Source organism: Pantoea sp. CFCC18177 (assembly GCF_059412425.1).
This window is the reverse complement of record NZ_JBNBPL010000004.1, coordinates 31046-57212: the sequence shown is the minus strand read 5'-3', so window position 1 is coordinate 57212 and position 26167 is coordinate 31046. Positions and strand designations below refer to the sequence as shown.

Genomic DNA, 26167 nt, shown 5'->3' with positions numbered 1-26167 from the left:
GCCGCATCTGCGGCAGGGATTTACAGGAAAGTGATTTTGCAGAAATTGTTTTGCGTAGTTTGATAGGTCGCATCAATATTGACCAATGAACCGGTGCGATATTTAAGATGGCTGGAGAATATCACCCGATTATCATTATTAGTAATGATCACTTTACTGCTGGTCTGTTTAACCATCGGCAATAACGCCTCTTCTATACGACTCACTAATATGTCCACCGCTGCCACGCCGACCATATTTCCGTCAATCAGTACAGGCGACGCCGCCGTAATGGTATACGCAGACGTACAGACATAATCGACATAAGGTCCGTGTAAATAAACGTCTTCGGCATCTGGCGTATTTTTAAACCATTCAAAGGTACTGAAATCTAACCGTTGCTGTGTTGCCTGATCGAGGTCTAAACAAGATTGCTGGTTGCTTTTGGGATTTTTAAACCACCATTCCAGAAACCAGTAAGGTTGCGCGAGGTTTTCGGTTGCCAGATGGCTGGCAAATCCCGCTCCTGAGCAGTATTGGCTGTCCAGTAAAATTTTCTCAATCGCGGGATAAAGGCTTTTACGCAGGCTACTTTCGCGCTGCTTGTCAGAGGCAATACCGGCGACGGGAATCGCGGCTAAAGTATGGTTAATACTGGCCGAGAGATCTTTAGTCGACATGGTTACCGCGGCGAACAGATCTTCTAAGGTATTAACGATTCGCGTGTGGTGACTGACTTCGCTCACGGTTTTCTCCTCACATCATCTCTTTAAAGCTTATTTTATATTCGATCAACCTTGAGGTTAATTCGCTAATCAATTCACTCGCCAGATTAACCGCAGCCAGTTCATCATGCCCAAGAAAGGCGGTCAACAACTTGCGATAAATATCGACGGAGGTGTGATGAGCAACATCTGATTTATATAAAAGTGTGACCAGTGATGCCCACTCAGATTGAATGATCAGTTCCTGACTGGCAATTCTGGCCGATTGGGAGTTTGCCGCAATCGTTAACAGACAACGCATATCCGCCTGACTGCGCATTTCTGCCGTGGTGGCCTGTTCCAGCGTGTCAACGAACTGGGTCAGGGTAGTGATGTCATTAGCGGTCATGCGGGTTGCAGCCAGTTTCGCCGCATGGCAGAAAATCGCACTGTGCCATTCCCCTAAATCAGACAGATATTCAGTGCTGATCATATTGAACGGGTGCTGTGACGAAGCCTGTTTATCAATGCTGTTGGCGACGAAACTGCCGCCATTGCGCCCGCGTACCGTATAGACCAGGCCATTAGCGCGCAACGTATTCAGCGCTTCGCGAATTGTGATGTGTGAAACGCCCATCATACGGGCTAAATCCGCTTCATTAGGCAGTTGCTCATTCGCTTCGAGTAATCCTGAAACGATGGCATTCGCCAGTCGCTGCACGATCTGATCGGAACGGCTGGACTGCCCAATAGGGGAGAAAATCACTGCATGAGTAATCATATTCCTCGTGATTTCTTATTTGTGTCGGGAAGGGAGGTTGCACATTCATAACATAAAACATCCACATTGGAAACAATGAGTTGCCGTATCCCATCACAATCCAGCATGGCAAAAATCCGTGTAATCAGTCGCTTAAATAAACAGCTTGTTAAACAGGCTTTTGCTGATGATTTGCATGCCAATTATGCGAGTGCAATCAAATTAATGTGAAACAAACGTTGCCTGAATTGTGATCATAATGATAAAACCTAATATGTTATATGATTAAAGGAGCCTGTCGCATGCGTAAGATAAAACACTTTATCAATGGAGCCTTCTTTGAGGGTTCTGGCAGTGAGACTTTTGAATTGGTCAGCCCGGTGAGTGGTGAAGTTTATGCACTTTCCCCGCTAGCCAATCAAGATGACGTCAATGCGGCTTATGCTGCAGCTAAAGACGCTTTTCAAATCTGGAAACAGAGCACACCGAGTGAACGGCAGCGTGCATTGTTGCACCTGGCGGAGGCGATTGAACAACACTGCGATCGCATCGTCGATATCCAGAGCGAAGAAACGGGGCAACTCAAGCACTTCATTCGTCAGGAAGAGATTGCGGCATCCTGCGATGCGATTCGTTTCTTTGCTGGTGCTGCGCGCTGTCAGGAAGGAAAAGCTTCAGGTGAATACCTGGCGGGATTTAACTCCACTATTCGCCGTGAGCCACTAGGGATTGTTGGTCAGGTCACACCGTGGAACTATCCGTTCATGATGGCGGTGTGGAAGATCGCCCCAGCGCTGGCAGCGGGCAACACCGTGGTACTGAAACCCAGTGATACCACACCACTCAGTACGCTCTTGCTCGCTGAGTTGGCTGCCCCCTTTTTCCCGGCAGGGGCGATCAATGTGGTGCTGGGTAAAGCGGCAACCGGTTCACTGGTGGTGTCGCACGGCGATGCTTCGCTGGTATCCATCACCGGTTCTGTTCGTGCCGGAATGCAAGTGGCGGCTTCCGCTGCGGCCAATCTGACTAAAGCGCACCTTGAGTTGGGCGGTAAAGCCCCGGTTATCGTGTTTGGTGATGCCGATATCGACAAAGCGGTGAAAACCGTCTGCGCAGCAGGCTTCTTTAATGCCGGGCAGGATTGCACCGCCGCCACGCGAATTTTGGTTGAAGAGAGTCTCTATCCCGTGTTCCTCGATAAACTCGTCAACGAAGCGCGTAGCATCCGCTTTGGTCAGCCGGGGGATCAAGACGCATTCTATGGTGCGCTGAATAGTCAAAACCAGCTGGAGCAGGTGAAAGGCTTTATCGCTCGTTTGCCTGCACACGCACGTATTGAAACCGGAGGGAAAGCGGGTAGTGGTCCTGGCTTCTATTTTGAACCCACCATTATCTCGGGTCTACAACAGAACGATGAAGCCATCCAACACGAGGTATTTGGGCCGGTGATGACCATCCAGACCTTTGCCTCCGAGTCCGAAGCGCTGTCGATGGCGAACGATGTGGAATACGGTTTGGCCGCCAGCATCTGGACGCGCGACCACCGCCGCGCACAGCAATTCAGCAGCGCACTGGACTTCGGCACCGTATGGATCAACAACCACATTCCACTGTGTGCCGAAATGCCGCATGGCGGCTTTAAAAAATCCGGTTATGGCAAAGATCTCTCAGCGTATTCGTTAGAAGAGTACACGCGCATTAAACACGTAATGAGTGACTTAACGTAAAAGCGAGTATTAATGATGAAAAAAATAGCAATGGTTGCGGCGTTATTGGTTTCTTCGAGCTGTTTCGCCAGTGAAACACCGCTGGAAGTGGTGCAGCATTATATGGGCGCCTGGAATCAGCATAATGCCCATAAAGCCGGGACGTATCTGGCAAAAGATGTGACCTATTATGATGCGGCAGTGGGCACCCCCGTAACAGGAAACAGTGACGCTGAAAAGAATGTCATCAAAGCCTTAATTGATGGCGTGCCGGATTTGAAATGGCAGATGGTCGGAAAGCCGGTATATAACCACGACATTGTCGCCTTCGAGTGGGTTTTCTCAGGCGTCAACAGCGGTGAGTGGGCGGGCAGCCCAGCGACCAATAAACCGATTAAATTCCACGGTGTTTCATATATCAAAGTTAAAGATGGCAAAATTGCCTATCAAGGCGATTATTACGACTCAAAGAAACTCGATCAGCAATTAAAATAATTTCCTGTGATGTCTTCAATGCCATTAATAGATATGGCAGGCATCGTATCGTTTTAACAGAAGGTTTTTATTCATGAAAAACTCTGATTTTAATCAGCGTCGGCTGCAAGCGACACCCCGTGGTGTGGGCGTCATGTGTAATTTTTATGCGCAACAGGCAGACAATGCCACTTTAACCGACGTTGAAGGCGCGGAATATATCGATTTTGCCGCCGGTATTGCAGTATTAAATACCGGTCATCGCCATGCCAAAGTGGTAGAAGCGATTGAAAAGCAGTTGGCACAATTCACGCACACGGCCTATCAAATTGTGCCTTATGAAAGTTATGTTGGATTGGCAGAGAAGATTAACGAGCTGACGCCGATTCAAGGGGAAACCAAAACGGCATTCTTTACGACCGGCGCGGAAGCGGTGGAGAACGCCATCAAAATTGCCCGCTGTCATACGGGAAGGCCGGGGGTCATTGCCTTCGGTGGTGCTTTCCATGGCCGTACTTACATGACGATGGCGCTGACCGGCAAAGTGAAACCCTACAAAACCGGCTTTGGTCCTTTCCCTGGCTCTGTTTTCCATGCTGCTTACCCCTCAGACGCGCGCGGTATCAGCGTTCAGGAGAGTATCCGGTCGCTGGAATCGCTGTTCCAGTGCGATATCGATCCACAACAGGTGGCGGCGATTATCTTTGAACCAGTGCAAGGTGAGGGCGGATTTAATGTCGCTCCTGTCGAATTCGTGAGTACGCTGCGCGCTATATGCGATCAGCACGGTATCGTACTGATTGCGGATGAAGTGCAAAGTGGTTTTGCCCGCACTGGCAAAATGTTTGCTATGCAGCACTACGTGCATCAGGCCGATCTCATGACGATGGCAAAAAGCCTGGCGGGGGGGATGCCACTCTCGGCAGTGGCGGGTAAAGCGGCGATCATGGACAGCCCCTTGCCGGGCGGCTTGGGTGGTACCTATGCGGGCAACCCTCTTTCTATTGCTGCCGCCCATGCGGTAATTGATGTGATTAGCGAAGAACAGCTGTGTGAACGTGCGGTGCATCTGGGGGGTAAACTGCGCGCCGTACTGGAAGAGGCGCAAGAAGTGTGTTCAGCACTGGCCGATGTGCGTGGGGTCGGTTCCATGATGGCCGCGGAGTTCAGCGATCCTGCCAGCGGCAAACCTTCTGCCGAAGCGGCGCAGGCCGTGCAGAAACACGCGTTGGCGCAGGGCCTGCTGCTGTTAACTTGTGGTCAACATGGCAACATTATCCGCTTCCTCTATCCACTGACTATTCCTGAAGCGCAGTTCGATAAGGCCCTGGCTATCGTGAAAAATGCGCTCGAGAGCGTCTCTTAACAAGCGGCAGGAGAGGTTAAAGGAAAAATTGATCACTGACTGCAAATAAATCTCATTATCATCTATTATCCTATGGGGTTTGTTTGATTCATCTGCAATCAGGGAGGCAGTCAGTTATTTTGGCAATCCGCTATGTATTCTTATCCTGTCCTATACGTATTTCTTTATTAATCGCGCTTATTGTCCTGCAAGGTTTAATACCGGCACTGAATATTTTCATGACGGGACAAATTATTAATGGCCTGCAAGCGCCTGACGCCAGTAACAGCGATTTGATGAATACCATCGGCATATGGTGTCTTTCGCTATTGGGTATGCAGCTGATGCAGCCACTGGTGAATTTGCTACAGGGTGACGTGACGGAAATCGCCACGAGCTATTTTAGTGGCAGCATTATGCAACGAATGAACAGTTCTTTTTCGCTCAGCTTGTTTGACAATAAAGAACGTTATGAACAACTGGAGTTGTTAAAGAAAGAGGCCGGATATCGCCCGATCAATTTTATTATCTGCCTGATATATGCTTTCAGAGCATTGATTATGTCTGGCAGTTTACTGGTAGTGCTCATTAAATATTCGGGGTTAGGGGCGGCGATATGTGCGGTATCAGTGATACCACTTATTGTAATCAATTTACGCATCGAAAGAAAATACTGGGAGAATCTTATCCATAACTCCAAGGATTCCATCATTATGCGCTACGTCTATGGGTTGAGTATGGATAAAGGTTATCTTCAGGAAATCAGGCTTTATGGGCTGGGGAAATATCTGCTGGAAAAGTATAATCTGGCGGCAAAGCGTATGTTTCAGCGTATGCATGCGCAACGTCTTCGGGCGTTATTGTTACCCATCCCCGCCACTGTTTTAAGCCTGCTGCTGCTATTCCTGGGCGTCTATCTGTTTCTTAATACCTTACGTAGCAGTCACCTGGCTGTCAGCGGATTGGTCATGGTCTTTCAGTCTATTGTCATGATGAAGTCTCATCTCGATGAGATAGCCAACTATGGCGCGAATCTGAAAAGCACCAGTTCTTTCTTTGCCAGTTATCACTCGTTTATGACGGATGAAATTGAGCCGGTGCGCAACGGTGAAAAGAGATTATCCGACCATCAGCCTTTCGCCATTAACGTAAGGGGCCTGCGTTTTCAATATCAGGGACGCAGCACTCATGCCCTGAATAATGTCAATCTCACCATCAATGCTGGCGAGAAAGTGGCGATATTAGGCGATAATGGCAGTGGCAAAACCACCTTAATCAAGCTGCTGTTACGCATGTATGCGGCGGAAGAAGGTTCAATATCGGTGTCCGGCGTTGATCTTGAACAGTTGGATATTGAATATTATCGCCACCAAATTGCCACGGTGTTTCAGGAATATGGCAAATATGAGTTTCTGGTGGGCGAGAATATTGCGTTAAACCATTACGAGGCAGAAACGGAACGCCTTGACGCGCTGCTTAAACAAGTGAAATTTCCCTACAGCCTGAAAACCAAATTGGGGAAACAGTTTGGTGGTGATGAACTCTCGATTGGACAATGGCAAAAGCTGGCGATTGCCCGTGCTCTGTATCGAAACGCCAATCTGTTCATCTTCGATGAATTTTCATCATCATTGGATCCAGAAACCGAACATCGCCTGTTTAATGAGATATTAGCCTTAAATACCACGGTGATTGCGGTTACCCATCGGCTCGGCAACATTAAAGCGTTTGACCGTATTGTGGTGATGGCTGACGGTGCAGTTATTGAAAATGGTGACTTTACGACCCTCATCAATCAACGCGGAAAATTTTATGATATGTGGCATGCCCAGTTTAAATCGGTAATCGGCGAGGCGGTCTGATGAAAAGGATCGTCCCCGATTTTAGGAAATCGAGGACGCTGCTGCTAAGCGCGGGCCGTTAACCTGGCCCCTCACTCCCGGCAGCCAGTAAAGGCACCACCACATCACTGATCGGAGTGGCGATACCGTGTTTTTTACCGCGACGCTGTACCACGCCGTTGCGAATATCCCATTCAAGCGGGCGATTTGCCTGGCGATCGGCAAGAATTGAGGTACTTAAATCCGCGGGTGCGCGATGAAAGCCAGCCATAATTTCCTGAGGCACGCTATCACTTAAGTTTGCCCCTTCAGCTCGCGCCACGCTCAGGCACTCCTGCAGATAAGCCAGACCCAGCTCGGTAATCGTTTCGCGTTGGAACATACCTGCGCGACGATTGGCGAGCACCATCAAACCCGCTACGGCGTTTTGCAGCAGTTTGCGCCAGGCGATGGAGAGGAAATCCGTTTCCAGTTCAACTGTGCAACGGCTATCCCGCAAGGCTTGAACCACACGCTGCGCAGCGGGCACATCTGGCAAGGTTAAACGCGGTTTGGCGCGCAACCACACCGAAGCATCGGGTTCACGCTGGGCCGGAAACCAGACAACGGAAGGAAGTACCGTCGCACCATTGACCCACGGGGAGAGTTGTTCCACTTGCTCAACACCGTTTTGTAATGCACAGACCACGCTGTTTTCATCACACAATGCCGCCAGCCAAGACGCAGTTTCCGCCACCTGTGTGGTTTTCACCGCGACAAATACCAGGTCAAAGGGTTTAGCAATTTCAGCAGGGTTGCTCAATACCGGGCCGGGTATCACGATTTCCCCATCGTCATGGCGTAGCACCAATTGCTGATGTGCCGTGCGGCCACAGAGTTGCGGCGTTCGGTGCACTTCATGCAGGGCGGCTGCAACGGTAGTGCCGATGGCACCCGGCCCTACCAAGGCGATGCTTGGAAACTCAGACATGCGTGTATTCTCCTGTTAATCCTGTGCTGCCCGTCAGGTCAGCGTGAATTTGACTATTGAATCATGGCATTGTTACTCAACGATGTTCACAACAACGTAATCTGTTTCTGTTGCAACACCTGCCGCAGGGCGGCGTCAGGTTCCCCATCAACAATCAGCGTACTGGCGAGAGACAGATCGCCAATGGCAAAAGCCGATGCGGAATTGAGTTTTTCCTTTGACACCATGACCACCGTTTCTGCGGCACGGGCTGCCAACGCACGTTTTATGCCCGCCTCTTCGTAGTTGCCGGTGGTTAATCCGGCGGTTTTATGTACCCCCGTCACGCCCATGAAGAATAGATCGGCATTAATACGTGCGATGCCCTCTAACACGGCTGACCCCACGGCGACGACGGAGTGACGATAAAGCTGACCGCCAATCATGATCACTTCAACCTGTGGAAAATCCACTAACGCGACGGCGATGCTGGGACTGTGCGTCACCACGGTGAACGCCAACGCTTTCGGCAACAGTTGCACCATCTCTGCTGTGGTGGTTCCGCCATCAATCATCACCACCTGGCCGGGCTGGATGAGTTGTACCCCTTTTTGCGCAATCAAGCGTTTAGAACTTATTTGCACGTTTTTGCGTGTTTCAAAGGGAGCGATAGCCGCAGAAACCGGCAGTGCCCCGCCGTGTACCCGCTGCAGTAAACCATCGGTCGCTAACTCGCGCAGGTCGCGCCGAATGGAGTCTTCGGAAACGTTAAAGCGTTGGCTTAACTCGCTGGACATCACCTGTTGTTCTTCGGCAAGAATGGCGAGGATCTGCTGTTTACGTTGACTCGAGAGCATATTTTTAATCTTCGTGTTTTTGCTTGTATTTGCACGATTATGCATGTTAGCGTTTGTTTTGTCATCATCGGGAGGGCAAAACATGCAGCAGAAAGTGCGTAATATTCGTGAGCAGTTGTTATCCGACAACTGGTACACGTTAAAGAAATATACCTTTGAATTACAGCGTGCCGATGGTAGCTGGCAACAACAAAACCGTGAAGCTTACGATCGCGGCAATGGCGCGGTGATCCTGCTTTACAATCGCCACAAGCAAACGGTGGTGCTGACGCGGCAATTTCGTTTTCCCATTTTTATCAATGGCCATCATGGATTTTTGATTGAAGCGGCGGCAGGGCTTCTGGATAACGCGTCGCCGGAAGAGCGCATTATTGCCGAAGCGCAAGAGGAAACCGGTTATACCATCACGCACATTGAGAAAGTGATGGAAGCCTACATGAGCCCAGGATCGGTTACGGAAAAACTCTATTTCTTTATCGCTGAATATGCAGATGAAGACCGGCAGGGGGCTGGTGGCGGGGTGGAAGAGGAGGGGGAGGACATCGAAGTGTTGGAGTGGCCACTCTCGCAGGCGCTGGCGGCGATTCGCAGCGGGGAAATCATGGATGCCAAAACCATCATGCTGCTACAGCATCTGGCGTTAAACGTGCGATTTGAGGAGAACAAGCAATGATGATTTTGATTGCAGGCCCGGTTCGCAGCGGTACTAAGGAAGCGGCAGGTGCCGCTCCCACGTTATTGTCAGACCTGCGCCATCCCGCCATCGACAAACAATTCTGTCGCATTGATAAAGCTGGAGGCATCTGAAGCCAGGAAGGTGACCACGTTACCAATTTCACCGGGTTCACCTAAGCGACCCAACGGCACCTGTGCTGCAAGCGCGTCAAACAATCCCTGGCGCTGATCTTCCGGAACTAAGTCACCCAAACCAGGAGTGCGCACCGGGCCAGGGCTTACTACGTTAACGCGAATGCCGCGATCCTTCACATCCAACGCCCATGAGCGGGCAAAGTTGCGCACGGCGGCCTTGCTGGCACTGTAGACGCTGAACCCTGCGGTGCCCTGTATGGATGTGGTCGAGGCGGTCAGAATCACTGAGGCTTTATCACTCAGCAGCGGTAGCGCTTTCTGCACGGTGAACAGCACGCCGCGCACGTTGGTGCCGAAGATGCGGTCGAAGTGCTCTTCAGTGATCGCGCCGAGGGGCAACATATCGCCGCCACCGGCGTTAGCGAACAGAATGTCGAGTCGGCCTGCCTGTTTTGCAATCTGCGCATAGACCGCGTCAAGGTCACTGAGTAATGAGGCGTCGGCGCGAATGCCGGTTGCCTGTACGCCAATGCTGGCAACGGCTGCATCCAGTTCAGTCTGACGACGTCCAGTAATAAATACCTGAGCGCCTGCGGCGGCGAGCGCTTGTGCTGAAGCCAGACCAATACCGCTGGTGCCGCCAGTAACCAATGCAATTTTACCTTTCAATGATGCGTTCATGTTGTGCTCTCCAATGATTGATTAATGTGTGATGACTGCGTTGCAGTGCATGGGAGGCAATGTAACGCTGCGGCGTTTAGCGATAAATGGTGTAAAATCGAAAGGACTATTTCTGTGGGTGGATAATCAAGATGGATCAGCTGTTGGCGATACGGGCTTTTGCCCGCGTGGTGGAAGCCGGGAGTTTTACCCGTGCGGCAGATTCACTGGATATGCCGAATGCGACCTTAAGTAAACTGGTGCAAGAGCTGGAAACTCATCTCGGTATTCGCTTGTTACAGCGCACCACGCGCCGCGTTACGGTGACGCCAGAAGGGCGCGACTATTATGAAAAAGCGATGCGCATCGTGCGGGATTTGGAGGATATCGACAGTGCCTGTAACGCCGAAAGCGGCACACCACGTGGCTACTTACGCATCGACGTCGGTGGCTCGACCGCCCGTGATGTCCTGATCCCGCTGTTGCCCGATTTTGTCGCGCGTTATCCTGAGATTCGCCTGGATTTGGGCGTGTCAGATCGCGCGGTGGATTTGATCAGTGACAGCGTAGATTGTGTGATCCGCGGCGGTCCATTAAGCGATTCTTCGCTGGTGGCGCGTCATCTGGGGGATGCCGAGATGATCACCTGTGCCGCCGCCCGCTATTTGAAAACCTACGGTGTTCCCGCTTACCCGCAGGAGTTAAAAAACGGCCATCGGCTAGTGAGCTACCAATCTTCCCAAACTGGTCGGGCGTTTCCTTTTCGCTTTGCGCAGGGCAGTGAAACGATCGAGATTAAAACCGAACATCGCATCGGCATTAACGAGAGTAACGCGCATCTGGCGGCGGCTGTGGCGGGATTAGGTATCATCCAAACCTTTCGCTACGCCGCCGCTGAGGATCTCAAATCCGGCGTATTGGTGGAAATTCTCGCCGACTGGCAGCCCGCCCGCTACCCGTTCCATGTGGTCTATCCGCAAAACCGCCACCTGACACAGCGTTTGCGCCTGTTTATTGAGTGGCTGCGTGAGGTGTTTCCCTCACGGTTAAACGGGTAGCAGGCGTATAGCTAGGGATTTACCGGCGCGTTTATAGTTGCAAAGTACGTTCCGCTGTAAGGAATCGGCAGATAATCATGGAAGATTTGCTGCAAGGTTTTCTCTGGATTCACATCGGCGAACAGTTGCGGATAGAGTGTCTTGGCCATAAATTCTGTCGCGGCAATATGCCACGGGCTAAGATAGAAATTCATCCAAATCACCGCGGAATGACCATTATGCAAGGCTTTTAATTCACGCAAACCGTTCTGCTGGGAGGTTAACTGCGTGAAACTGCTCTGCACGGCATCGGGTGCCACCTCCGGACCAAGTTTGAGTAATCCCTGCGAGCTGTTGTTCGCAAAGCCGGTGGCAAAATAGTAATCAGGCTGGGCGGCTATCACCTGTTCTTCACTCAAGCGACCAAACACACCATGCTGGGTTTTACTGGCGATGTTATCACCGCCAGCGGCATTTAATAATTCGCCAAGGCTGCCGTTCACGGCCGTGACACAACACTCATTACGACGGCCTAAGTGCAATTGCAGCAGCACTGACGGTTTCACACCCTGATAACTGGCAAGCCGCTCCTGAATCACCTGCATGTGCGCCGTATAGAACTGGTTGAAGGCTTGCGCGCGCGCCTGTTGATTGAGCACTTCACCGAAAATCTCGACGCTGCGGCGCGTATTTTTCAACAAATGCACGCGCAGATCGATCTTCACCACCGGAATATGCGCGGCTTTTAACATCGTGACCAGACGCAGATCGGCATCGTCGTAGCGTGCAAGGCTGGGTAAGATCACCACGTCAGGTTTCAGTGCCAGAACCTGCTCCGGGTTAATCGCCGATGGGCCGCCGGGACCGAGCGAAGGGATTTTGAGCATCTGCGGGAACTGGCGAGCGAAGCTGCTCCACGTTTGGCTGTCATATTTTTTCAGATCTTGTGGCCACGCCACAATGTGCTGAAACGGATTACCGGGTTCCAGCAGCGCCAGGGTGTAGAGCATGCGGCTCTCCCCCAGCACAATGCGCTGAGGGCGATCGGGAATCTCGACCTGATTACCGTCAATATCGGTGACGGTTTTAGCGAATGCTGCGCTGCTTAGCACCAACAAAAAACAAGCCAGTACAAAAAACAGGGGGCCGAGCAGGGAAGGTGCGCACCGGCTGCTGCCAGTTAACGGAAAGTTGTCTTTATTGAAGAGATTGCCGGGGTTCAAATTCATCTGGGATTTTTCACCAAAACGTGAGCATTACGGGCGAATGCCATGATCAGTTGCACCTGCGCCATCGCATTGCCAGTCACGACGTGCTAAAACACGGTTATTAATGTTATTGATAATCATTCAAACATGAAAGTATGTAGTAGTAAATCAATAAAGTAATTTAGATACTACAGTGGAAAAGCGCGGGTAAGAGAGCACTAATTAAGAGGTTACTTCGCTATTATATTTAAATAAAACAGATGGTTATTTATGTTTGGTGTGTATTAAAATGCGTTAAATTAACAGTGCTTAGTATTGTTGAAATGACGATAATGCGAAATATCACTACATTACGCTTAACCGCGTTGCGCCCATAAACCCCAGAGAACACATGGCTATTAATAAACTCAGAGTCGATGTCTTAGGTGATCGCTACCGAGCGCGGGCACCTTCATTATCCTCAAGCCTTCAGTCAGTCGCACGTTATATCCATGATAATCGTGAGGCGATATTAGATGCCACGGCAATGGAAATTGCCGATGCCACGCAGACGTCGGACGCCACTGTAGTGCGCGCCGTTCAGGCGCTGGGATTTGCCGGATTACGCGATTTGAAAACCACGCTGGCAGCATGGTTTGGCCCAGCGCTGAATTCGGAAGAGAAGATGAGTGTGACCGTCAGTGAGTTGTCGTGTGACATCAATTCCGGTATTGATTTTGTACTGGGTGGGCATAAGCGTGCCTGTGATGCGTTATCGGAGCCACATAACCGTCAGGCTGTGTCGCAAGCGGTTGCCCTACTGATTGGAGCGCGTCAGGTAGCGCTGTTCGGCATCAATGCCTCTGGCATTCTGGCTGATTACAGTGCTCGCATGTTCACGCGGATTGGCATACCGGCAGTGACCCTCAATCGTTCGGGGATTGCGCTGGCTGAGCAGTTGATCACGCTGCAGCGTGGAGACGTATTGATCATGATGGCGCAGAAGTCTGCACATCGTGAAGGTCTGACCACGTTGAAAGAGGCAAAGCGCCTGGGTATGCCAGTGATTTTACTGACTCATGCCACTGATTCGGTGTTTGCTAAAGAAGCCGATGTGATCATTAATGTGCCACGCGGTGGTGAGAATGGCCGTATGCCGCTACATGGCACCGTGCTGGTGTGTCTGGAGATGCTGATTCTTTCGGTCGCTTCTGCCACATCTTCGCGTACGGTTAAAACCATGAAACGTATTCAGGATTTTAACCGTTCACTTAAACCGACCAGCAAGAAGTAAAGGTCAACGCGCTTTGCGCCACCTTTCCAGACCGTTGCTGTTAACCAGCCAGATCGAGAACACAATCAGCAGCGCAGCGCTGATAAAGCCCTGGTTAATTTGCTCACCCAGCACCAGCCATCCCCAGAAAATGCCGAAAGGGGGGATCAGGAACGTCACGGTCAGGGTGCGTAACGGGCCGATATCTGCCAGTAAGCGGAAGTAGATAATGTAGGCCAGCGCGGTGCAGATAAACCCTACTGCCAAAATGCAGGCCCAGACTTCAGGTATTTGCCAGTTGGCCGCCGGGGTTTGCGGTGCGCTAAAGGCGAAAAACGGCAGCAGAAACAGCGAAGCGCCCAGTTGGCTGCCGTAAGCCACTTTGGTGGCATCCAGTCCGCCACGCGATCCAATCCAACGTTTAGCCAGAAAACCGGCAAAACCGTAGCAGAGTGTGGCTACCAGACAGGCCAAAATACCCAGCACCAGTGCTTGCGACATCACCACTTCCCCGGTGGTGCTGATCAAGATGATGCCCGTGAAGCCTGCGACCATACCCAGCACTTTGCTGACGCTGAGCTGTTCGTTGAAGAAGGCGGCACCAATAATCACGCCCATTAATGGCGTAGTGGCATTAAGAATGGCGGAATAGCCTGCCGGCAGCACGCGCGCCGCCAGGCAATACATCAGAAAGGGTAATCCAGAGTTAATCACGCCCAGCAGCATCGCCCATCCCAGTTTGCCCTCAAAACGGCGTGGAATACGCATGACAGCCATCACTATCAATAAGCCAAACGCGCCACACAATACCCGCAGAAACGCGGTATTGATGGCTCCCAGCGCAGGCACTGCGATACGCATGAAGAGAAAACTGGCACCCCAGATAGCCGCCAGCAGTAACAGTCGCAACGAGTCCGATGTTCGCATTTTTAATATTTATTTGCAGATGAGAAGGGCTGACATCATAGCAAAGATTCTTAACTGTCGCAGGGGGCGCAGAGTGCTATGTTAATCAGGCATTGGGTACTTTTGTTGAGTGAAAACAGCGAGGGATTGTTATGCATTGGGAGTCAGAACGGCTGCTGTATCGTCCTATTGAGCGGTCAGATTTACAGGCGTTGTTTCGTATCTATGGCGATGCCAGAACTCATCAGTTTAATCCGCGTGGGCCTTACCCGAACATTAAGCATGCCCGGGAGGTGCTGCTGCGCAGAATCAAGGATCGGGCAATTCACGGGTTCGATGATTGGGTGGTGGCAGAGAAATCCGCACCGGAGAATGTGATTGGTTTTGGCGGTGTGTTTGTCAGCGAGTTTAACGGCCGCCGCACCAATAATCTCGGTTATCGTTTTGCTCCCGAAGCTTGGGGAAAGGGCTTCGCCACCGAGCTTGCACTACGCGCGATTCGATATGGTTTTGAAGAGTTGAAATTGGGCGAAATCGTCGGTGTGGTGAGAGAAGACCATGCTGTTTCACGCCGCGTGCTGGAAAAAGCCGGGTTGACGTTTCTTGAGCGAGTGTTCAACCCGCAAGACCCACCGGCACATTTGATGTTCAATATTACCCGTCAACAATGGAGAGAAAAAAATAAGGGCATGCCTGAATAAGTGTATTAGCTACTTAGCACGGGCGGCGGCCTTAAGGCCGTAATGCTTGTGAGTTAAGCGGCTGACGATAACGCCGTCTGGGGCCGCACCGGGGCTGGCGGTCCTCGCGCCGCTACGCGGTGCCTTCACTTCACTCGTCTGCCTTACGGACCGGTGCCGATGGAACATCCATGTTCCAGCGCCACCTTTCGCCCGCGTCCTGCGGGCTCTCCTGGCATACTCGCTCAGCTCAGCGCTCCGGAATGCCAGCCCCAGTGCGGCCCCAGCCTGCTTATTAGCTTCAGTGGTTGTCTGGCAGGCTACCACATAAGATTCGTTTGTCTGATGAACTTGATTGCTAAGTATTGAACCCTTAATGTAGTATTTAGGAATTAATCATTTCCTATATCGAGTTGAGCATGTCACTGCCATCTTCTCAGCCACGTGAACGCGGCCGTCCGCGTCAGTTTGACCTTGATACGGCACTGGACCGCGCCATGCTGGTATTTCGCGAAAAGGGTTATCACAGCGCGTCGATTAACGACCTGAGCGCGGCGATGGAACTCACTGCAGGCAGCATTTACAAGGCTTTCCAGGATAAACGGGGCCTGTTTTTACAGGTGTTTACCCGCTATACCTCGTTACGTAATCAACATCTAAAACGCAGGCTGGAACAACAGCCAGATGGCCGGGCACGCATCGCCGAGTTACTGCGTTTTTATCTTGAATCCGCCACGGATATTGAAGGGCGACGGGGATGTCTGGTGGTCGGCAGCGCCATTGAGTTGCAGGTTCTTGATCAGGAGCTGGCCGAATTGGTGCGAGCTGCGTTACAACGTAACTTAAAATCTATTACTTCTTTACTTGAGCTGGGTCAGCAGGATGGCTCTATCAACCGTAAACATAATGTGCAGGCGTTGAGTGGCATTCTGTTATGCCTGGTGTTGGGCATGCGAGTGGCGGGCAAAATGCAGGATTTCCCAGCACACGATAATTTGGTCGCGAATGCATTAACTCTGCTCGACTAAATTTTTTAACTAATAAGGAAATAATCATTTCCTAAATTTGCGGAGAACGAGATGAACGCTTCAGAACTCAAACCCACGGCTCGTTGGTCTGAACCGGTAACGGGTTTACCGGGGTTTTGCCACGGCTACGCGTCAGTTGACGGCGTCAGACTGCATTACGTTAGCGGCGGCAATCAACAAGGTGAAACGCTGGTGTTATTAGCCGGTTTCCCGCAAAGCTGGTTTGCGTGGCGTCAGGTGATGGCCAAGCTTGCTGAACACTACTTTATTATTGCGCCAGATTTACCCGGTCAGGGTGATTCCGATAAACCCTTTGCCGGTTACGATACGGTCTCACTGGCGACAAAGGTACAGGGCTTAATGCAACAGCTCGCCATCAATCGATTTTATCTGGCAGCGCACGATGTCGGGGCTTGGGTTGCGTGGCCGTTTGCTTCGTTGTATCAAGATCAAGTGATCAAGTTGGCGCTACTCGATGCCGGTATTCCTGGCGTGACCTTGCCCGATGCGCTGCCCGCCACGCCCGATAAAGCCTGGAAGACCTGGCATTTTGCTTTTCATTTACTGCCAGATTTGCCAGAGGCATTGATTGAAGGGCGAGAGGAGATTTATCTCGAATGGTTCCTGAAACGTAAAGCCGCCAGTCCGATGGTGTTTACTGATGAGGATATGCAGGAATATACCCGCTTATTGCGACAAACCGGGGCAATCCGTGCGGGCATGGCGGCCTATCGAGAAGTGAGTGTCTCTGCCGCGCAAAATCGAGAACGCTTGCAAGAGGAGGGCAAGCTGACCCTTCCGCTGCTGGCGGTGAGTGCCGACCAGGGATCGATTCCCGATATGGCCGTTCCGTTGCGAGAGTTTGCTGTTGATGTCACGGGCATCAAAATAGCGCACTGCGGTCACTTTATTCCAGATGAGCAACCGCAGGCGCTGGCCGAAGCGCTGCGCGCGTTTTTTAACTAAGCGCGCAGACTGGCGATCTCAACACGTTCACCGCGCGCGGAAGATTGCACCATTGCCTCTATGATTTGCTGATTTTCGAGGCCAAAGCGGAAGTCCGGGAAGCACCCGGCTTCGCTGCTGAGGCCTTTGATCAGGTCATAAATTTCAATCACTTTAACGTCGAAATAACCTAAGCCCCCTCCGGCAAAATCAAAGCCAAAGAAGCCGCCGAACTGTTCCACCTGCGAACCAGCATAAATGGTCTTGAAGCCACGATCGTGTTTGGCATCGCCATAGCGGGCGATCTTTAATTCATTAAAACGCTCACCGTCCATGATGATGGTGCCTTCGGTGCCTGATACTTCCCAGGCGATGCCGAATACTTTGCCTGCAGAGATGCGGGAAGATTCAATCACGCCGCCAGCACGATTTTCGAAAGTCACCAGCGCCTGGAACTGATCGTCGTTTTCGACTTTCAGGCGCGCGGCATCTTTATCCGCCTGAGCACCGTAGCCGGAGCCACCACCCGCTGCCGGACGCGTCTCAATAAACAGCTGTTCCTGACCGACCACGCTTTTAATCGGCCCCATCAAATATTGCGCCACGCTCACAACGTGCGAACCTAAATCACCCAGTGAACCGGAACCCGCCTGTTCCCGTGAGCAGCGCCAGCTCCATGGCAGGTTCGGATCATTAAAGAAGCCCTGATCAAACCAGCCGCGAAAACGGGTCGGCGTACCAATATCGCCACGATCAATCATCTGTTTCGCTAACTGCGCCGCCGGCGTTTTGATGTTGTTAAACGCCATGATGGTTTTCACTCCTGCACGTTCGGCTTCCTGTGTCAGGGTTTGCGCTTCTTGCAGGGAGACGGTGAGGGGCTTTTCACAGTAAACGTGCTTGCCGGCGCGGATCGCAGCCAGCGCCATATCGAAGTGCATGCTGTTGGGCGTGGTGATATCGACAATATCAATCTCAGGATTATTCACCATCGATTGCCAGTCTGCCGTGCTGTGCTGAAAACCGTAACGACGCGCGGCTTCTTCAGCCAATGCTGGCGTCGCATCGGCCAGCGTATGCAACACCGGTTGCAGTGCCAGATTGCGATATAACAAACCTGCGCGACGCCATGCATCGGCATGTGCCTGTCCCATGAAACCCGATCCAATCAGACCTACGTTGAGTGTTTTTCCAGCCATGTCGTGCTCCTTATGCGTTCGCAGGGTAAATGTGTTGTGCAACGTAGCGCTGTGCTCGCGTGACGGTAGCCAGCGGCGGGGCTTTGGCCGGATCTTGCTCGGCTTCGACCACCATCCAGCCCTGATAACCACTGTGAGCGATAAACTCCGCCAGTGGCCGATAATCAATGCCGCCGTCGCCAGGCACGGTGAACATGCCTGAAAGCACTGCCTCGTTGAAGGTCATTCCTGATGCGCGCACTTGCTGCAGGCGATCCAAACGGACATCCTTGAGGTGTATATGGCAGATGCGATCGGCAAATTCGTCAATCAGTTGGGTGTAGGAAAAACCGGCGGCGGTAGCGTGACCGGTGTCGAGCAGCAAACCTACAGAAGGAGTGCAAGCGCTGAGCAAGGCACGAATTTCGGGTAACGTTTCTGCCACCATCATCAGGTGATGGTGATAGGCGAGGTGCAATCCGTATTGCGCCAGCAGCGCATCGGAGAAAGCGGAGAGCCTGGCGGCGTAAGGTTTAACCTGATCTTCTGGCAGCAGTCGTCTGGCGTGCAGCGGCACATCCAGTGCGTTGTCCGTCATCCAGCCGCATTCACCGTAAACCATGACCCTGGCGCCGTTTTCCTGCAGCAGAGAAGCGTGGTTATGCACCGCATCCAGTTCCTGCTCCACGCTGCGCTCGGTCAGAAAACCGTCGTGCCAACCTGATACCAGCTGTAGTTGTTGCTGTGACAGCAACTGTTTTAACGCACCAGGTTCACGCGGGAAAATACGACTCAGTTCAACGCCCTGAAAGCCTGCTTGCCTTGCCTCGCTTAAGCACTGCTCGGCAGTGGTGTCCGCGCCGAGGTGGTGCAGGACTTCATTCACCCAGGAAAGTGGGCTGACACCGAGTTTCGGGGCAGGTTGCCCGCTGCGGTAAAACGTTTTTTTGATCATTGGCTTTAATTTTTGTAGGAAGAGGTAGCGAAGAAATTAGCGGATGAGAGGGTATGCAGCGAGAGGTTATTTGACGTAAAACCATCAAATATTGACGTCTTAACGTCAACAAATAATTTGTCTTTATTGGTTGTAGGGCGACTTTCAGGTCTTCTGCCTTTCAGTCGCCATAAATGGCGAGCCTACGGGAATGGATGAGGTTTGGTGCGCATTAATATTGATTTTTTGCTTAATTGAGCGGCTTTTAACCTTCAAGCCGCCCTTTTTGCTAGAACGACATGGTTACACCCGCGTAATAAGCGCGACCGGGTTCGTTATAGGTCACTGCGCCGGTCGCTTCGCGATAGATGCGTTTATCAAACAGGTTGTTGATACCGGCATTAGCACGCAAGTTTTTGGTGATGTCGTAATTTAGGTTGAGGCCAACCACTGAGTACGGCTTAATCTCTTTGGTGGTCATATTGGTCACGTCAGTATTCGTTTCTGCAAACTGGCGCGGTTTCTGACGTCCATATTGGGTCCAGTTTACGTTAGCACTGAGAGCATCCGTTGCCTGCCACTCCAGTTGTGAGTTGATGGTGAACTCAGGAATGATGGAAAGCGGATTGCCCGTATCTTTGCTCTCTGAACGGAACATATAGGTCGCATTAGTTCGCCATTCCAGGGTGTCGGTGATTAATGGAATAGTCAGGTTTCCTTCCAGCCCTTCCACAATGGCTTTACCACCGTTTTCCCAACGCAGTACGTTGTAGCCCGCAGCGGAATAGACAGGATCGGTACCGGCAACGATTTTGTTTTTATAATCGTTACGGAAGTAGGTAATACCGGCTACATACCCCTCATGACTGAACTCCAGGCCAATCTCTTTGTTGACGCTGGTTTCAGGGTCAAGATCGCCATTACCCAGCAAATAACATTGCGTCAGCCCAATCGGACAGCCGTTACCGCGAGTGGAGAGCAGATATCCCGGGGTTGATTGATACAAGTTTGGCGCTTTAAACACGCGTGCAATACCGGCTTTCAGCGTGAAGTTATCCCCTAACCCTTGAGAAATGTTAAGGCTCGGGCTCCAGTTAGCACCGAACTGATCGTGATAATCGAAACGCAGGCCCGGAATGACTTCAGTACTGTCTGTTGCGGCTATATTGTCTTCAAAGAACAGCGAACTGATAGTGGCATCGTTTTTACTACTGCGTTGCGAAGGATCGCCAGAACTACCCGGCAGCGTCACGCCTGTCGCAGTTTGCGTTAACATCGAAGCCGGATCGTTTAACTCATCGCGGTTCCATTCTGCGCCGAGGGTCACGGTTTGATCGACCAGCAGTTGGAGTGGGAAGTTAATCTCACCGCCGGCACGATAGCTCTCCAAACGGCTGGTGGCGTACTCATCGGTATTGATCATCCCTTCAGTACGGCCCGCAGTCCCTTCTTTCAGACGCGTATTGTTGGTTTTCTCGTAATTGAAATTGAGTTTAGACGTGCCCCAATCCCAGATTCCATTGTGCACAACGCCATAGCTCTGGCGGTACAAGCGGTTGGTTTCCTGGCCGTAAAGCGCTTCGACCAATCCGTCGGTGCTGGCATTGCTGTTGCTGTTTTGCGTATCACCCGCATAAATATTGCCCTGACGGCTGTAACCGTAGGAGAAATCGACGATCTGCGTTGGCGTGATTTTCCATGACAGCACACCGTTAATGTCTTTGTTACGCACGCCCTCACGACCAGCAGCATAAGAACCGTTTTCAGCCGTGTTGATGTCAAAGGCATCCGCGTCAGTACGGTTAAGGTTGCCGTACAGGCGCATGGTCAATGCTTCACCGGCCAACGGACCACTTAAGTCGAAGTTCGCGCGGCGGGTGTCACCCTCTTTGCTGTTTTCTGGCTGATTGGTGAACAGTGACAGCGAGCCGTGCCAGTCATTGGTTGGACGTTTAGTGATGATATTCACCACACCACCTGCGGCACCTGAACCGTAACGCGCGGCAGCTGGGCCACGAATCACCTCAATGCGTTCTACCATCTCCGCGGGCACCCAGTTGGTATCGCCACGGGAATCGCGTTCGCCACGCCAGCTGTAACGTACCGAGTTGCGTGAGCTCACTGGCACGCCATCAATCATCACCAGGGTATTTTCTGGGCCCATACCACGAATATCGATCTGACGGTTGTTACCACGACTGCCGCTGGCACCGTTACCCGTCAGGTTGACGCCAGGCATTTTGCGGATGATGTCAGAAAGGTCATTAACCGGAGGGTTCTTCTTAATATCTTCAGCGGTAATGGTGGAGACGCCAGGCTGCTGTTTCAGCTCCTGCTCAGCCGTGACGATCATCGATTCATCGTCAGCCAGTTTTTCCGTGGGTTCTGCGGCAAAAGCAGGTGAGGTGAGTAAACCCGCCAAAAACAGTGCAATCGGACGCTTTCTGCAATACACAGTTACATTCACTTAAATCTTCTCCCTGAAGCATTAACGTTTGTAAGCAAATGCGCATGATAATGAGAATGCTTATCATTGTATATCTAGCGTCAGGCGCTCTCCTTTATTTCTCCATGATTGGTCCATTTTGCTTGTGAAGCGTGAAGATTCGTAAAGAGAATAAAAGTGGAAGATATCTCTGAATAAGGGAAAAGCGTTATTCATAAAAGTGTCATGAAATTCTTTACATTTCAGAGTGATGAAGAATGGTGGTAACGCACGGAAATTATCGGGTTTTTAGTTTAGTTTCAGTATCGCACCGTAAATTGATGCGCTGGACGACCGATAATTAAGGAGAAAGTGTGCGCCAGATCATACAAAGCTTTACATTCACCATCCTCATTATCCTGGGCATTTCCCACGCAAATGCTGCAGAAAAGATGGATTTTTGGCTGCAACCACAACATGGCGGTAACAGCTTTAATCGACTGCCCCCGAACAATGACTACTTCAAAGCACTGCATCACTACGGTGCTTCCTGGGTGCGATTATCCTGGGACAAATGGCCGACCCAGCAACGCGATTTCCTGCTCGGTAGCGCAGACAGCTATCAGGGATTAGTAGCAGAAGACGTCGCAACGCTTAAAAGGGTACTCGATGAAGCGCAGGCAGCAGGGCTGAAGGTGGTGATCACACCGCTATCGCTGCCCGGCATGCGCTGGGCGCAGAATAATGGAGGGCAGTTTGATGACCGCCTTTGGCAGGATAAGCAGTTTTGGCAGCAGAGTGCGGACTACTGGCGCGATCTCGCGACAGTATTAAAAGATCATCCGGCGATAGCTGCCTACAACATCATTAATGAACCCGCTCCGGAAAAAATGGGTGGACTGGCTGAACATGCCTCAGCGTCAACCATGCAAAGCTGGTATCAACAGCATCAGGGTAGCGCGCGCGATTTGCCCGATTTCTATCGACGTGTTATCGCGGCCATCCGTGAAGTCGATCAGCAAACCCCCGTTATGGTCGATAGTGGCTGGTACGCGGCAGCCGATGCCTTTAGCTATTGGCCCCAACCATTAACAGATAAGCGTGTTCTCTACAGTGTGCATATGTATGAACCCTATGCGGCGACCAGCGCGCCAAATGCCAAACGGCACACACCCTGGCCCTATCCGGGTAAAGTGCCCTATGCCGGTTCATTGCAATATTGGGATGCAAAGCGGGTCGCGGAATATTTAACTCAGCCATTTAACTGGGCGAAAGCGCACGGCGTGGCGAATCATCAGTTGGTGCTGGCGGAGTTGGGTTGTGTTCGCACATTGCCCGGTTGCACAACGTATCTGGAGGATGTACTCAGCGTGCTGGATAAACATCAGGCACACTGGGCGTTTTACAGCTTCCGGGAAGACAGTTGGGACGGCATGGATTACGAACTGGGGAATAAGAAAGTGCCCTGGCAATACTGGCAAGCCGCTGAGAACAATTTGCCGGATACGGTGCCACGTCATGCCACCAAAGAGTTTGAACCTATCCGCAAACGCTTAGAACAAAAGTGACTTGCTAAGAATTAAATGATCAATAGCCACAGCAAAAGCAGGCTATTGATCCTCTTGGCAAAATCTGAATATTTCTGCTCACCCCGCGCCGGGACTGGTGCCTTTATCCCCATCCGAGAAGCTGCCAGGCGCTATTCCCGAAATATGGCAATAGATATCCGTTTTTCGCATTTGTGATCGCTGCCTATCTTACTGAGAATGGCTGCGGGACGTTAAGAGGATGAAAATTCCGTTCCGCCGTGAGGCGAGAGGGGAGAAAAATACATCGCTACCTCAACGCCTTTTCCCTGCCGGGAAACATTGAATACATCAGGAGAAAGGTTCCAGTGAAACTCGCTAAAGGTATCACCTTGCTGGCACTCGCATTGAGTGCACACACCGCGTTTGCCGCCGATCAATCCGTCCCGACTGACAGCTCAATCCATGTTCAGGCCGATCCTGCGCTGAAAAGCCTGGTGCCTGAGGATGTGCTAAAGCGCGGTTATATCGTAGCAGGAACCAACCCTAATACACCGCCAACGACCTTCTATAAAGAAGACAACAAAACGCTGGCGGGTCGTGAAATCGATATCATGAACGCCGTGGGTGAACGCTTAGGGATTCAGGTCCAGTGGCGTGATACCGGCGGTTTCGACAACATCATTCCTGGCCTGAAAACCGGCCGCTACGATGTCGCGTTATCCAACATCAATGCCACCACTGCACGTGCCAAAATCATCGATTTTGTGGGTTATTACGATGCCAGCAAACTGGCATTTATTTCGCGTAAAGCCGACAAAGTGACACCGTTTACATCCTTTGATGATGTGTGTGGCAAAGAAGTAGGCGCTGGTTCAGGTACCATGCAGGCTATCCGCCTGGATGAAGCCAGCAAAGCCTGTGTGGCGGTAGGTAAACAGCCGATCAAAGTCGCGTTGTTCCCGGATCGTCCAGCCGGTGTTCAGGCGGTAGTCAGTGGCCGTGTACCGATGTTCCTGGGTCCTTATGAAGGCTTGCTGTGGCAGGCAAAAGTGATCAAACCACTGGAACTGAGCGGCGAAGTGGCCGTAAGCGATTATCCGGTTTCCGTCGCTTTCCCGAAAGACTCTCCACTTGAGCCTGCGGTTCAGGCCGCACTTAACTCACTGATCAAAGATGGCAGCTACCAGAAGATCCTCGACAACTGGGGCATCGGTTTTGGTGCGGTGAAAGTCGCTAAACGTAATCAGGAAATCTTTCAATGAGTGATGTACGTGACCACACCGACGATCTGAAGATCGTCGGCAAACGCTACTACGGACGCTGGCTGAGTGCGCTGGTGGTGCTGTTGTGCGTCGTGGCAATGGCGCATTCAATGATTAACAACCCACGCTTCGAATGGGGCGTGATTGCGGAAAACTTTACCGGCGAATCCATTCTGCAAGGCGTGTTGATGACGCTGCAGCTCACCGCTATTTCGGTGGTGCTGGGCTTTGCGTTTGGTACGGTGCTGGCGCTGATGCGCCTCTCCTCCAACCCGGTTCTGGTAGGCGTGAGCTGGTTTTACACCTGGTTCTTCCGGGGTGTGCCGATGCTGGTGCAGCTGTTCCTGTGGTACAACATCGCCGCGCTCTATCCCACCATCGCCCTGTCGATTCCGGGATTAGGGGAGATCTGGAGCACCCAATCCAACGCGCTGGTGAGTCCATTTAGTGCAGCGGTTATCGCACTGGTTATGCATCAGTCCGCTTACGCGGCTGAAATTGTGCGTGCCGGTATCCAAAGTGTGGGCAACGGTCAGTTGGAAGCGGCGCGCGCGTTGGGCTACCGTCCGGCGCAGATTTTCCGCCACACGGTATTGCCACAGGCGATGCGTGCCATCATGCCGCCAGCCGGTAATGAAATTATTGGTCAGTTGAAAACCACTGCCGTGGTCTCGGTGATTTCACTGCAGGATGTGCTGTTCTCGGCGCAGATCATTTACCAGCGTACTTATGAAGTTATCCCGCTGCTGCTGGTGGCGACGCTGTGGTATCTGTTGATGACATCAGTGCTGTCCATTGGTCAGTTCTATGTGGAACGCTATTTTGGTCGTGGTGTGACGCGTCGTGAAAAGCGCAGCTTCTTTAAGTCATTGCCGGGACTGACTGCGCAGAAAGTTGAAAGGAGCGTGAGCAATGGCTGAAGCGATCGCCTTACGTAAAGTCACTAAACGCTTCTCGGGTGTCACCATTCTTGATGAAGTGAACCTCGATATTCCTGCCGGTTCTGTAACCGTGATCCTCGGGCCTTCGGGTTCGGGTAAATCCACGCTGCTGCGCTGCATCAACCATCTGGAAAAACTGGATGGCGGCACCATTCGTATCGGCGGCGAAATCATTGGCTATAAGCAGAAAGGCCAGGCGCTGCACGAATTAAGCAGCAGCGAGATTGCCCGCCAGCGCGCTGAGATCGGCATGGTGTTTCAGCAATTCAATCTGTTCCCGCATCGTACGGTGTTGCAGAACATCGTTGATGCGCCGATGCGAGTGAAAAAGCAGAACCGCCAACAAGCCACCAGCAAAGCCATCTCGTTGCTGAAGCAGGTGGGACTGGCGGGGCGTGAAGAGGAGTGGCCGCAAAACCTGTCAGGTGGTCAGCAACAGCGTGTCGCCATTGCCCGCGCGCTGGCGATGGACCCCGGCGTGATGCTGTTTGATGAGCCCACTTCAGCACTTGACCCGGAACTAGTGGGTGAAGTGCTACAAGTGATCAAACAGCTGGCGCACTCTGGCATCACCATGGTGATTGTGACGCACGAAATCGGCTTCGCCCGCGAGGTCGCCGACAACATTGTGTTTATGGAAGACGGCAAAATAGTCGCAGCTGGGCCGACTCAGCAAGTCCTCGACGACCCGGAAAACGGGCGTGTAAGAAACTTTATTGCAACGGTGCTTTAAGCACCGTTTTTCATTTTTGACAGC

Annotated in this window: 24 protein-coding genes; 14 read left to right on the top strand and 10 right to left on the bottom strand. The window is 51.7% G+C overall.

Annotated elements, in window-relative coordinates; all coding sequences use genetic code 11:
• Window positions 1-20: 20 nt before the first annotated feature.
• Window positions 21-725: a cache domain-containing protein gene (locus tag ACPUC8_RS05815; protein WP_494925743.1), complete on the bottom strand. Its 705-nt coding sequence runs from the start codon at window positions 723-725 to the stop codon at window positions 21-23.
• Window positions 726-735: 10 nt separating this feature from the next.
• A complete protein-coding gene (locus ACPUC8_RS05810) occupies window positions 736-1464 on the bottom strand; it encodes a FadR/GntR family transcriptional regulator (RefSeq protein WP_494925742.1) in 729 nt (242 codons plus the stop codon).
• Between the two features lie 281 nt (window positions 1465-1745).
• Between ACPUC8_RS05810 and ACPUC8_RS05805 the strand changes: the two genes are divergently transcribed.
• From ACPUC8_RS05805 to ACPUC8_RS05790, 4 genes are all read left to right on the top strand, one after another.
• Window positions 1746-3170: a gamma-aminobutyraldehyde dehydrogenase gene (locus ACPUC8_RS05805; RefSeq protein ID WP_494925741.1), complete on the top strand. Its 1425-nt coding sequence runs from the start codon at window positions 1746-1748 to the stop codon at window positions 3168-3170.
• A gap of 12 nt (window positions 3171-3182) precedes the next feature.
• Window positions 3183-3644 (top strand): ester cyclase, encoded by a 462-nt coding sequence (locus ACPUC8_RS05800; RefSeq protein WP_494925740.1) that lies wholly within the window; start codon window positions 3183-3185, stop codon window positions 3642-3644.
• A 73-nt stretch (window positions 3645-3717) separates the two neighbouring features.
• The gene (gene puuE, locus ACPUC8_RS05795) at window positions 3718-4989 is read left to right on the top strand and encodes a 4-aminobutyrate transaminase (RefSeq protein ID WP_494925739.1); all 1272 of its coding nucleotides are present in this window, start codon (window positions 3718-3720) and stop codon (window positions 4987-4989) included.
• Between the two features lie 83 nt (window positions 4990-5072).
• Window positions 5073-6830: an ATP-binding cassette domain-containing protein gene (locus tag ACPUC8_RS05790; RefSeq protein WP_494925738.1), complete on the top strand. Its 1758-nt coding sequence runs from the start codon at window positions 5073-5075 to the stop codon at window positions 6828-6830.
• A 58-nt stretch (window positions 6831-6888) separates the two neighbouring features.
• Here ACPUC8_RS05790 and ACPUC8_RS05785 read toward each other — a convergent pair whose 3' ends face one another.
• Window positions 6889-7779 carry an oxidoreductase gene (locus ACPUC8_RS05785; RefSeq protein WP_494925737.1) on the bottom strand — a complete coding sequence of 297 codons (891 nt, stop codon included), beginning with the start codon at window positions 7777-7779 and terminating at the stop codon, window positions 6889-6891.
• Window positions 7780-7865: 86 nt separating this feature from the next.
• Window positions 7866-8615: a DeoR/GlpR family DNA-binding transcription regulator gene (locus ACPUC8_RS05780; protein ID WP_494925736.1), complete on the bottom strand. Its 750-nt coding sequence runs from the start codon at window positions 8613-8615 to the stop codon at window positions 7866-7868.
• 82 nt (window positions 8616-8697) lie between these two features.
• On the opposite strand from ACPUC8_RS05780, the gene ACPUC8_RS05775 reads away from it, so the two are divergent.
• Window positions 8698-9288 carry an NUDIX domain-containing protein gene (locus ACPUC8_RS05775; protein WP_039333299.1) on the top strand — a complete coding sequence of 197 codons (591 nt, stop codon included), beginning with the start codon at window positions 8698-8700 and terminating at the stop codon, window positions 9286-9288.
• 68 nt (window positions 9289-9356) lie between these two features.
• On the opposite strand, the gene ACPUC8_RS05770 is transcribed toward ACPUC8_RS05775, so the two are convergent.
• Complete coding sequence (locus ACPUC8_RS05770) at window positions 9357-10106, bottom strand: SDR family oxidoreductase (RefSeq protein WP_039333303.1); 750 nt, start codon at window positions 10104-10106, stop codon at window positions 9357-9359.
• Between the two features lie 131 nt (window positions 10107-10237).
• Here ACPUC8_RS05770 and ACPUC8_RS05765 point away from each other — a divergent pair, with 131 nt between their 5' ends.
• The gene (locus ACPUC8_RS05765; protein WP_039333305.1) at window positions 10238-11143 is read left to right on the top strand and encodes a LysR family transcriptional regulator; all 906 of its coding nucleotides are present in this window, start codon (window positions 10238-10240) and stop codon (window positions 11141-11143) included.
• Window positions 11144-11154: 11 nt separating this feature from the next.
• Here the strand turns inward: ACPUC8_RS05765 and ACPUC8_RS05760 are convergent, their stop codons facing one another.
• Window positions 11155-12351, bottom strand: coding sequence for an ABC transporter substrate-binding protein (locus tag ACPUC8_RS05760; RefSeq protein WP_081998111.1), 1197 nt, complete (start codon window positions 12349-12351; stop codon window positions 11155-11157).
• A gap of 370 nt (window positions 12352-12721) precedes the next feature.
• Between ACPUC8_RS05760 and ACPUC8_RS05755 the strand changes: the two genes are divergently transcribed.
• Window positions 12722-13603, top strand: coding sequence for a MurR/RpiR family transcriptional regulator (locus ACPUC8_RS05755; protein WP_039333307.1), 882 nt, complete (start codon window positions 12722-12724; stop codon window positions 13601-13603).
• A gap of 3 nt (window positions 13604-13606) precedes the next feature.
• On the opposite strand, the gene ACPUC8_RS05750 is transcribed toward ACPUC8_RS05755, so the two are convergent.
• Window positions 13607-14509 (bottom strand): DMT family transporter, encoded by a 903-nt coding sequence (locus ACPUC8_RS05750; RefSeq protein WP_039333309.1) that lies wholly within the window; start codon window positions 14507-14509, stop codon window positions 13607-13609.
• 131 nt (window positions 14510-14640) lie between these two features.
• Here ACPUC8_RS05750 and ACPUC8_RS05745 point away from each other — a divergent pair, with 131 nt between their 5' ends.
• The 3 genes from ACPUC8_RS05745 to ACPUC8_RS05735 all read left to right on the top strand — a co-directional run bounded on the left by ACPUC8_RS05745 (window position 14641) and on the right by ACPUC8_RS05735 (window position 17162).
• Window positions 14641-15189 carry a GNAT family N-acetyltransferase gene (locus tag ACPUC8_RS05745; protein ID WP_039333311.1) on the top strand — a complete coding sequence of 183 codons (549 nt, stop codon included), beginning with the start codon at window positions 14641-14643 and terminating at the stop codon, window positions 15187-15189.
• Window positions 15190-15587: 398 nt separating this feature from the next.
• Window positions 15588-16196: a TetR/AcrR family transcriptional regulator gene (locus tag ACPUC8_RS05740; protein ID WP_039327922.1), complete on the top strand. Its 609-nt coding sequence runs from the start codon at window positions 15588-15590 to the stop codon at window positions 16194-16196.
• A gap of 51 nt (window positions 16197-16247) precedes the next feature.
• Complete coding sequence (locus ACPUC8_RS05735) at window positions 16248-17162, top strand: alpha/beta fold hydrolase (protein ID WP_039327925.1); 915 nt, start codon at window positions 16248-16250, stop codon at window positions 17160-17162.
• On the opposite strand, the gene ACPUC8_RS05730 is transcribed toward ACPUC8_RS05735, so the two are convergent.
• From ACPUC8_RS05730 to ACPUC8_RS05720, 3 genes are all read right to left on the bottom strand, one after another.
• Entirely contained in the window at window positions 17159-18340 is a 1182-nt protein-coding gene (locus tag ACPUC8_RS05730; protein ID WP_039327927.1) for a Gfo/Idh/MocA family protein, read from the bottom strand. The genes ACPUC8_RS05735 and ACPUC8_RS05730 overlap by 4 nt on opposite strands.
• A gap of 10 nt (window positions 18341-18350) precedes the next feature.
• On the bottom strand, window positions 18351-19274 hold the full coding sequence (iolE, locus tag ACPUC8_RS05725) for a myo-inosose-2 dehydratase (protein ID WP_039327929.1): 924 nt from the start codon (window positions 19272-19274) through the stop codon (window positions 18351-18353).
• A gap of 268 nt (window positions 19275-19542) precedes the next feature.
• On the bottom strand, window positions 19543-21708 hold the full coding sequence (locus ACPUC8_RS05720) for a TonB-dependent siderophore receptor (protein ID WP_494925850.1): 2166 nt from the start codon (window positions 21706-21708) through the stop codon (window positions 19543-19545).
• A gap of 344 nt (window positions 21709-22052) precedes the next feature.
• Between ACPUC8_RS05720 and ACPUC8_RS05715 the strand changes: the two genes are divergently transcribed.
• The 4 genes from ACPUC8_RS05715 (at window position 22053) to ACPUC8_RS05700 (ending at window position 26143) form a co-directional block, all read left to right on the top strand.
• Entirely contained in the window at window positions 22053-23246 is a 1194-nt protein-coding gene (locus ACPUC8_RS05715; protein ID WP_231568820.1) for a glycoside hydrolase family 5 protein, read from the top strand.
• Window positions 23247-23572: 326 nt separating this feature from the next.
• Complete coding sequence (locus ACPUC8_RS05710) at window positions 23573-24469, top strand: ABC transporter substrate-binding protein (protein WP_494925735.1); 897 nt, start codon at window positions 23573-23575, stop codon at window positions 24467-24469.
• The gene (locus ACPUC8_RS05705) at window positions 24466-25389 is read left to right on the top strand and encodes an amino acid ABC transporter permease (RefSeq protein WP_039327935.1); all 924 of its coding nucleotides are present in this window, start codon (window positions 24466-24468) and stop codon (window positions 25387-25389) included. Before ACPUC8_RS05710 ends, ACPUC8_RS05705 begins: the two co-directional genes overlap by 4 nt.
• Complete coding sequence (locus ACPUC8_RS05700) at window positions 25382-26143, top strand: amino acid ABC transporter ATP-binding protein (protein ID WP_039327937.1); 762 nt, start codon at window positions 25382-25384, stop codon at window positions 26141-26143. The genes ACPUC8_RS05705 and ACPUC8_RS05700 overlap by 8 nt, the downstream gene beginning before the upstream one ends.
• Window positions 26144-26167 lie beyond the last annotated feature (24 nt).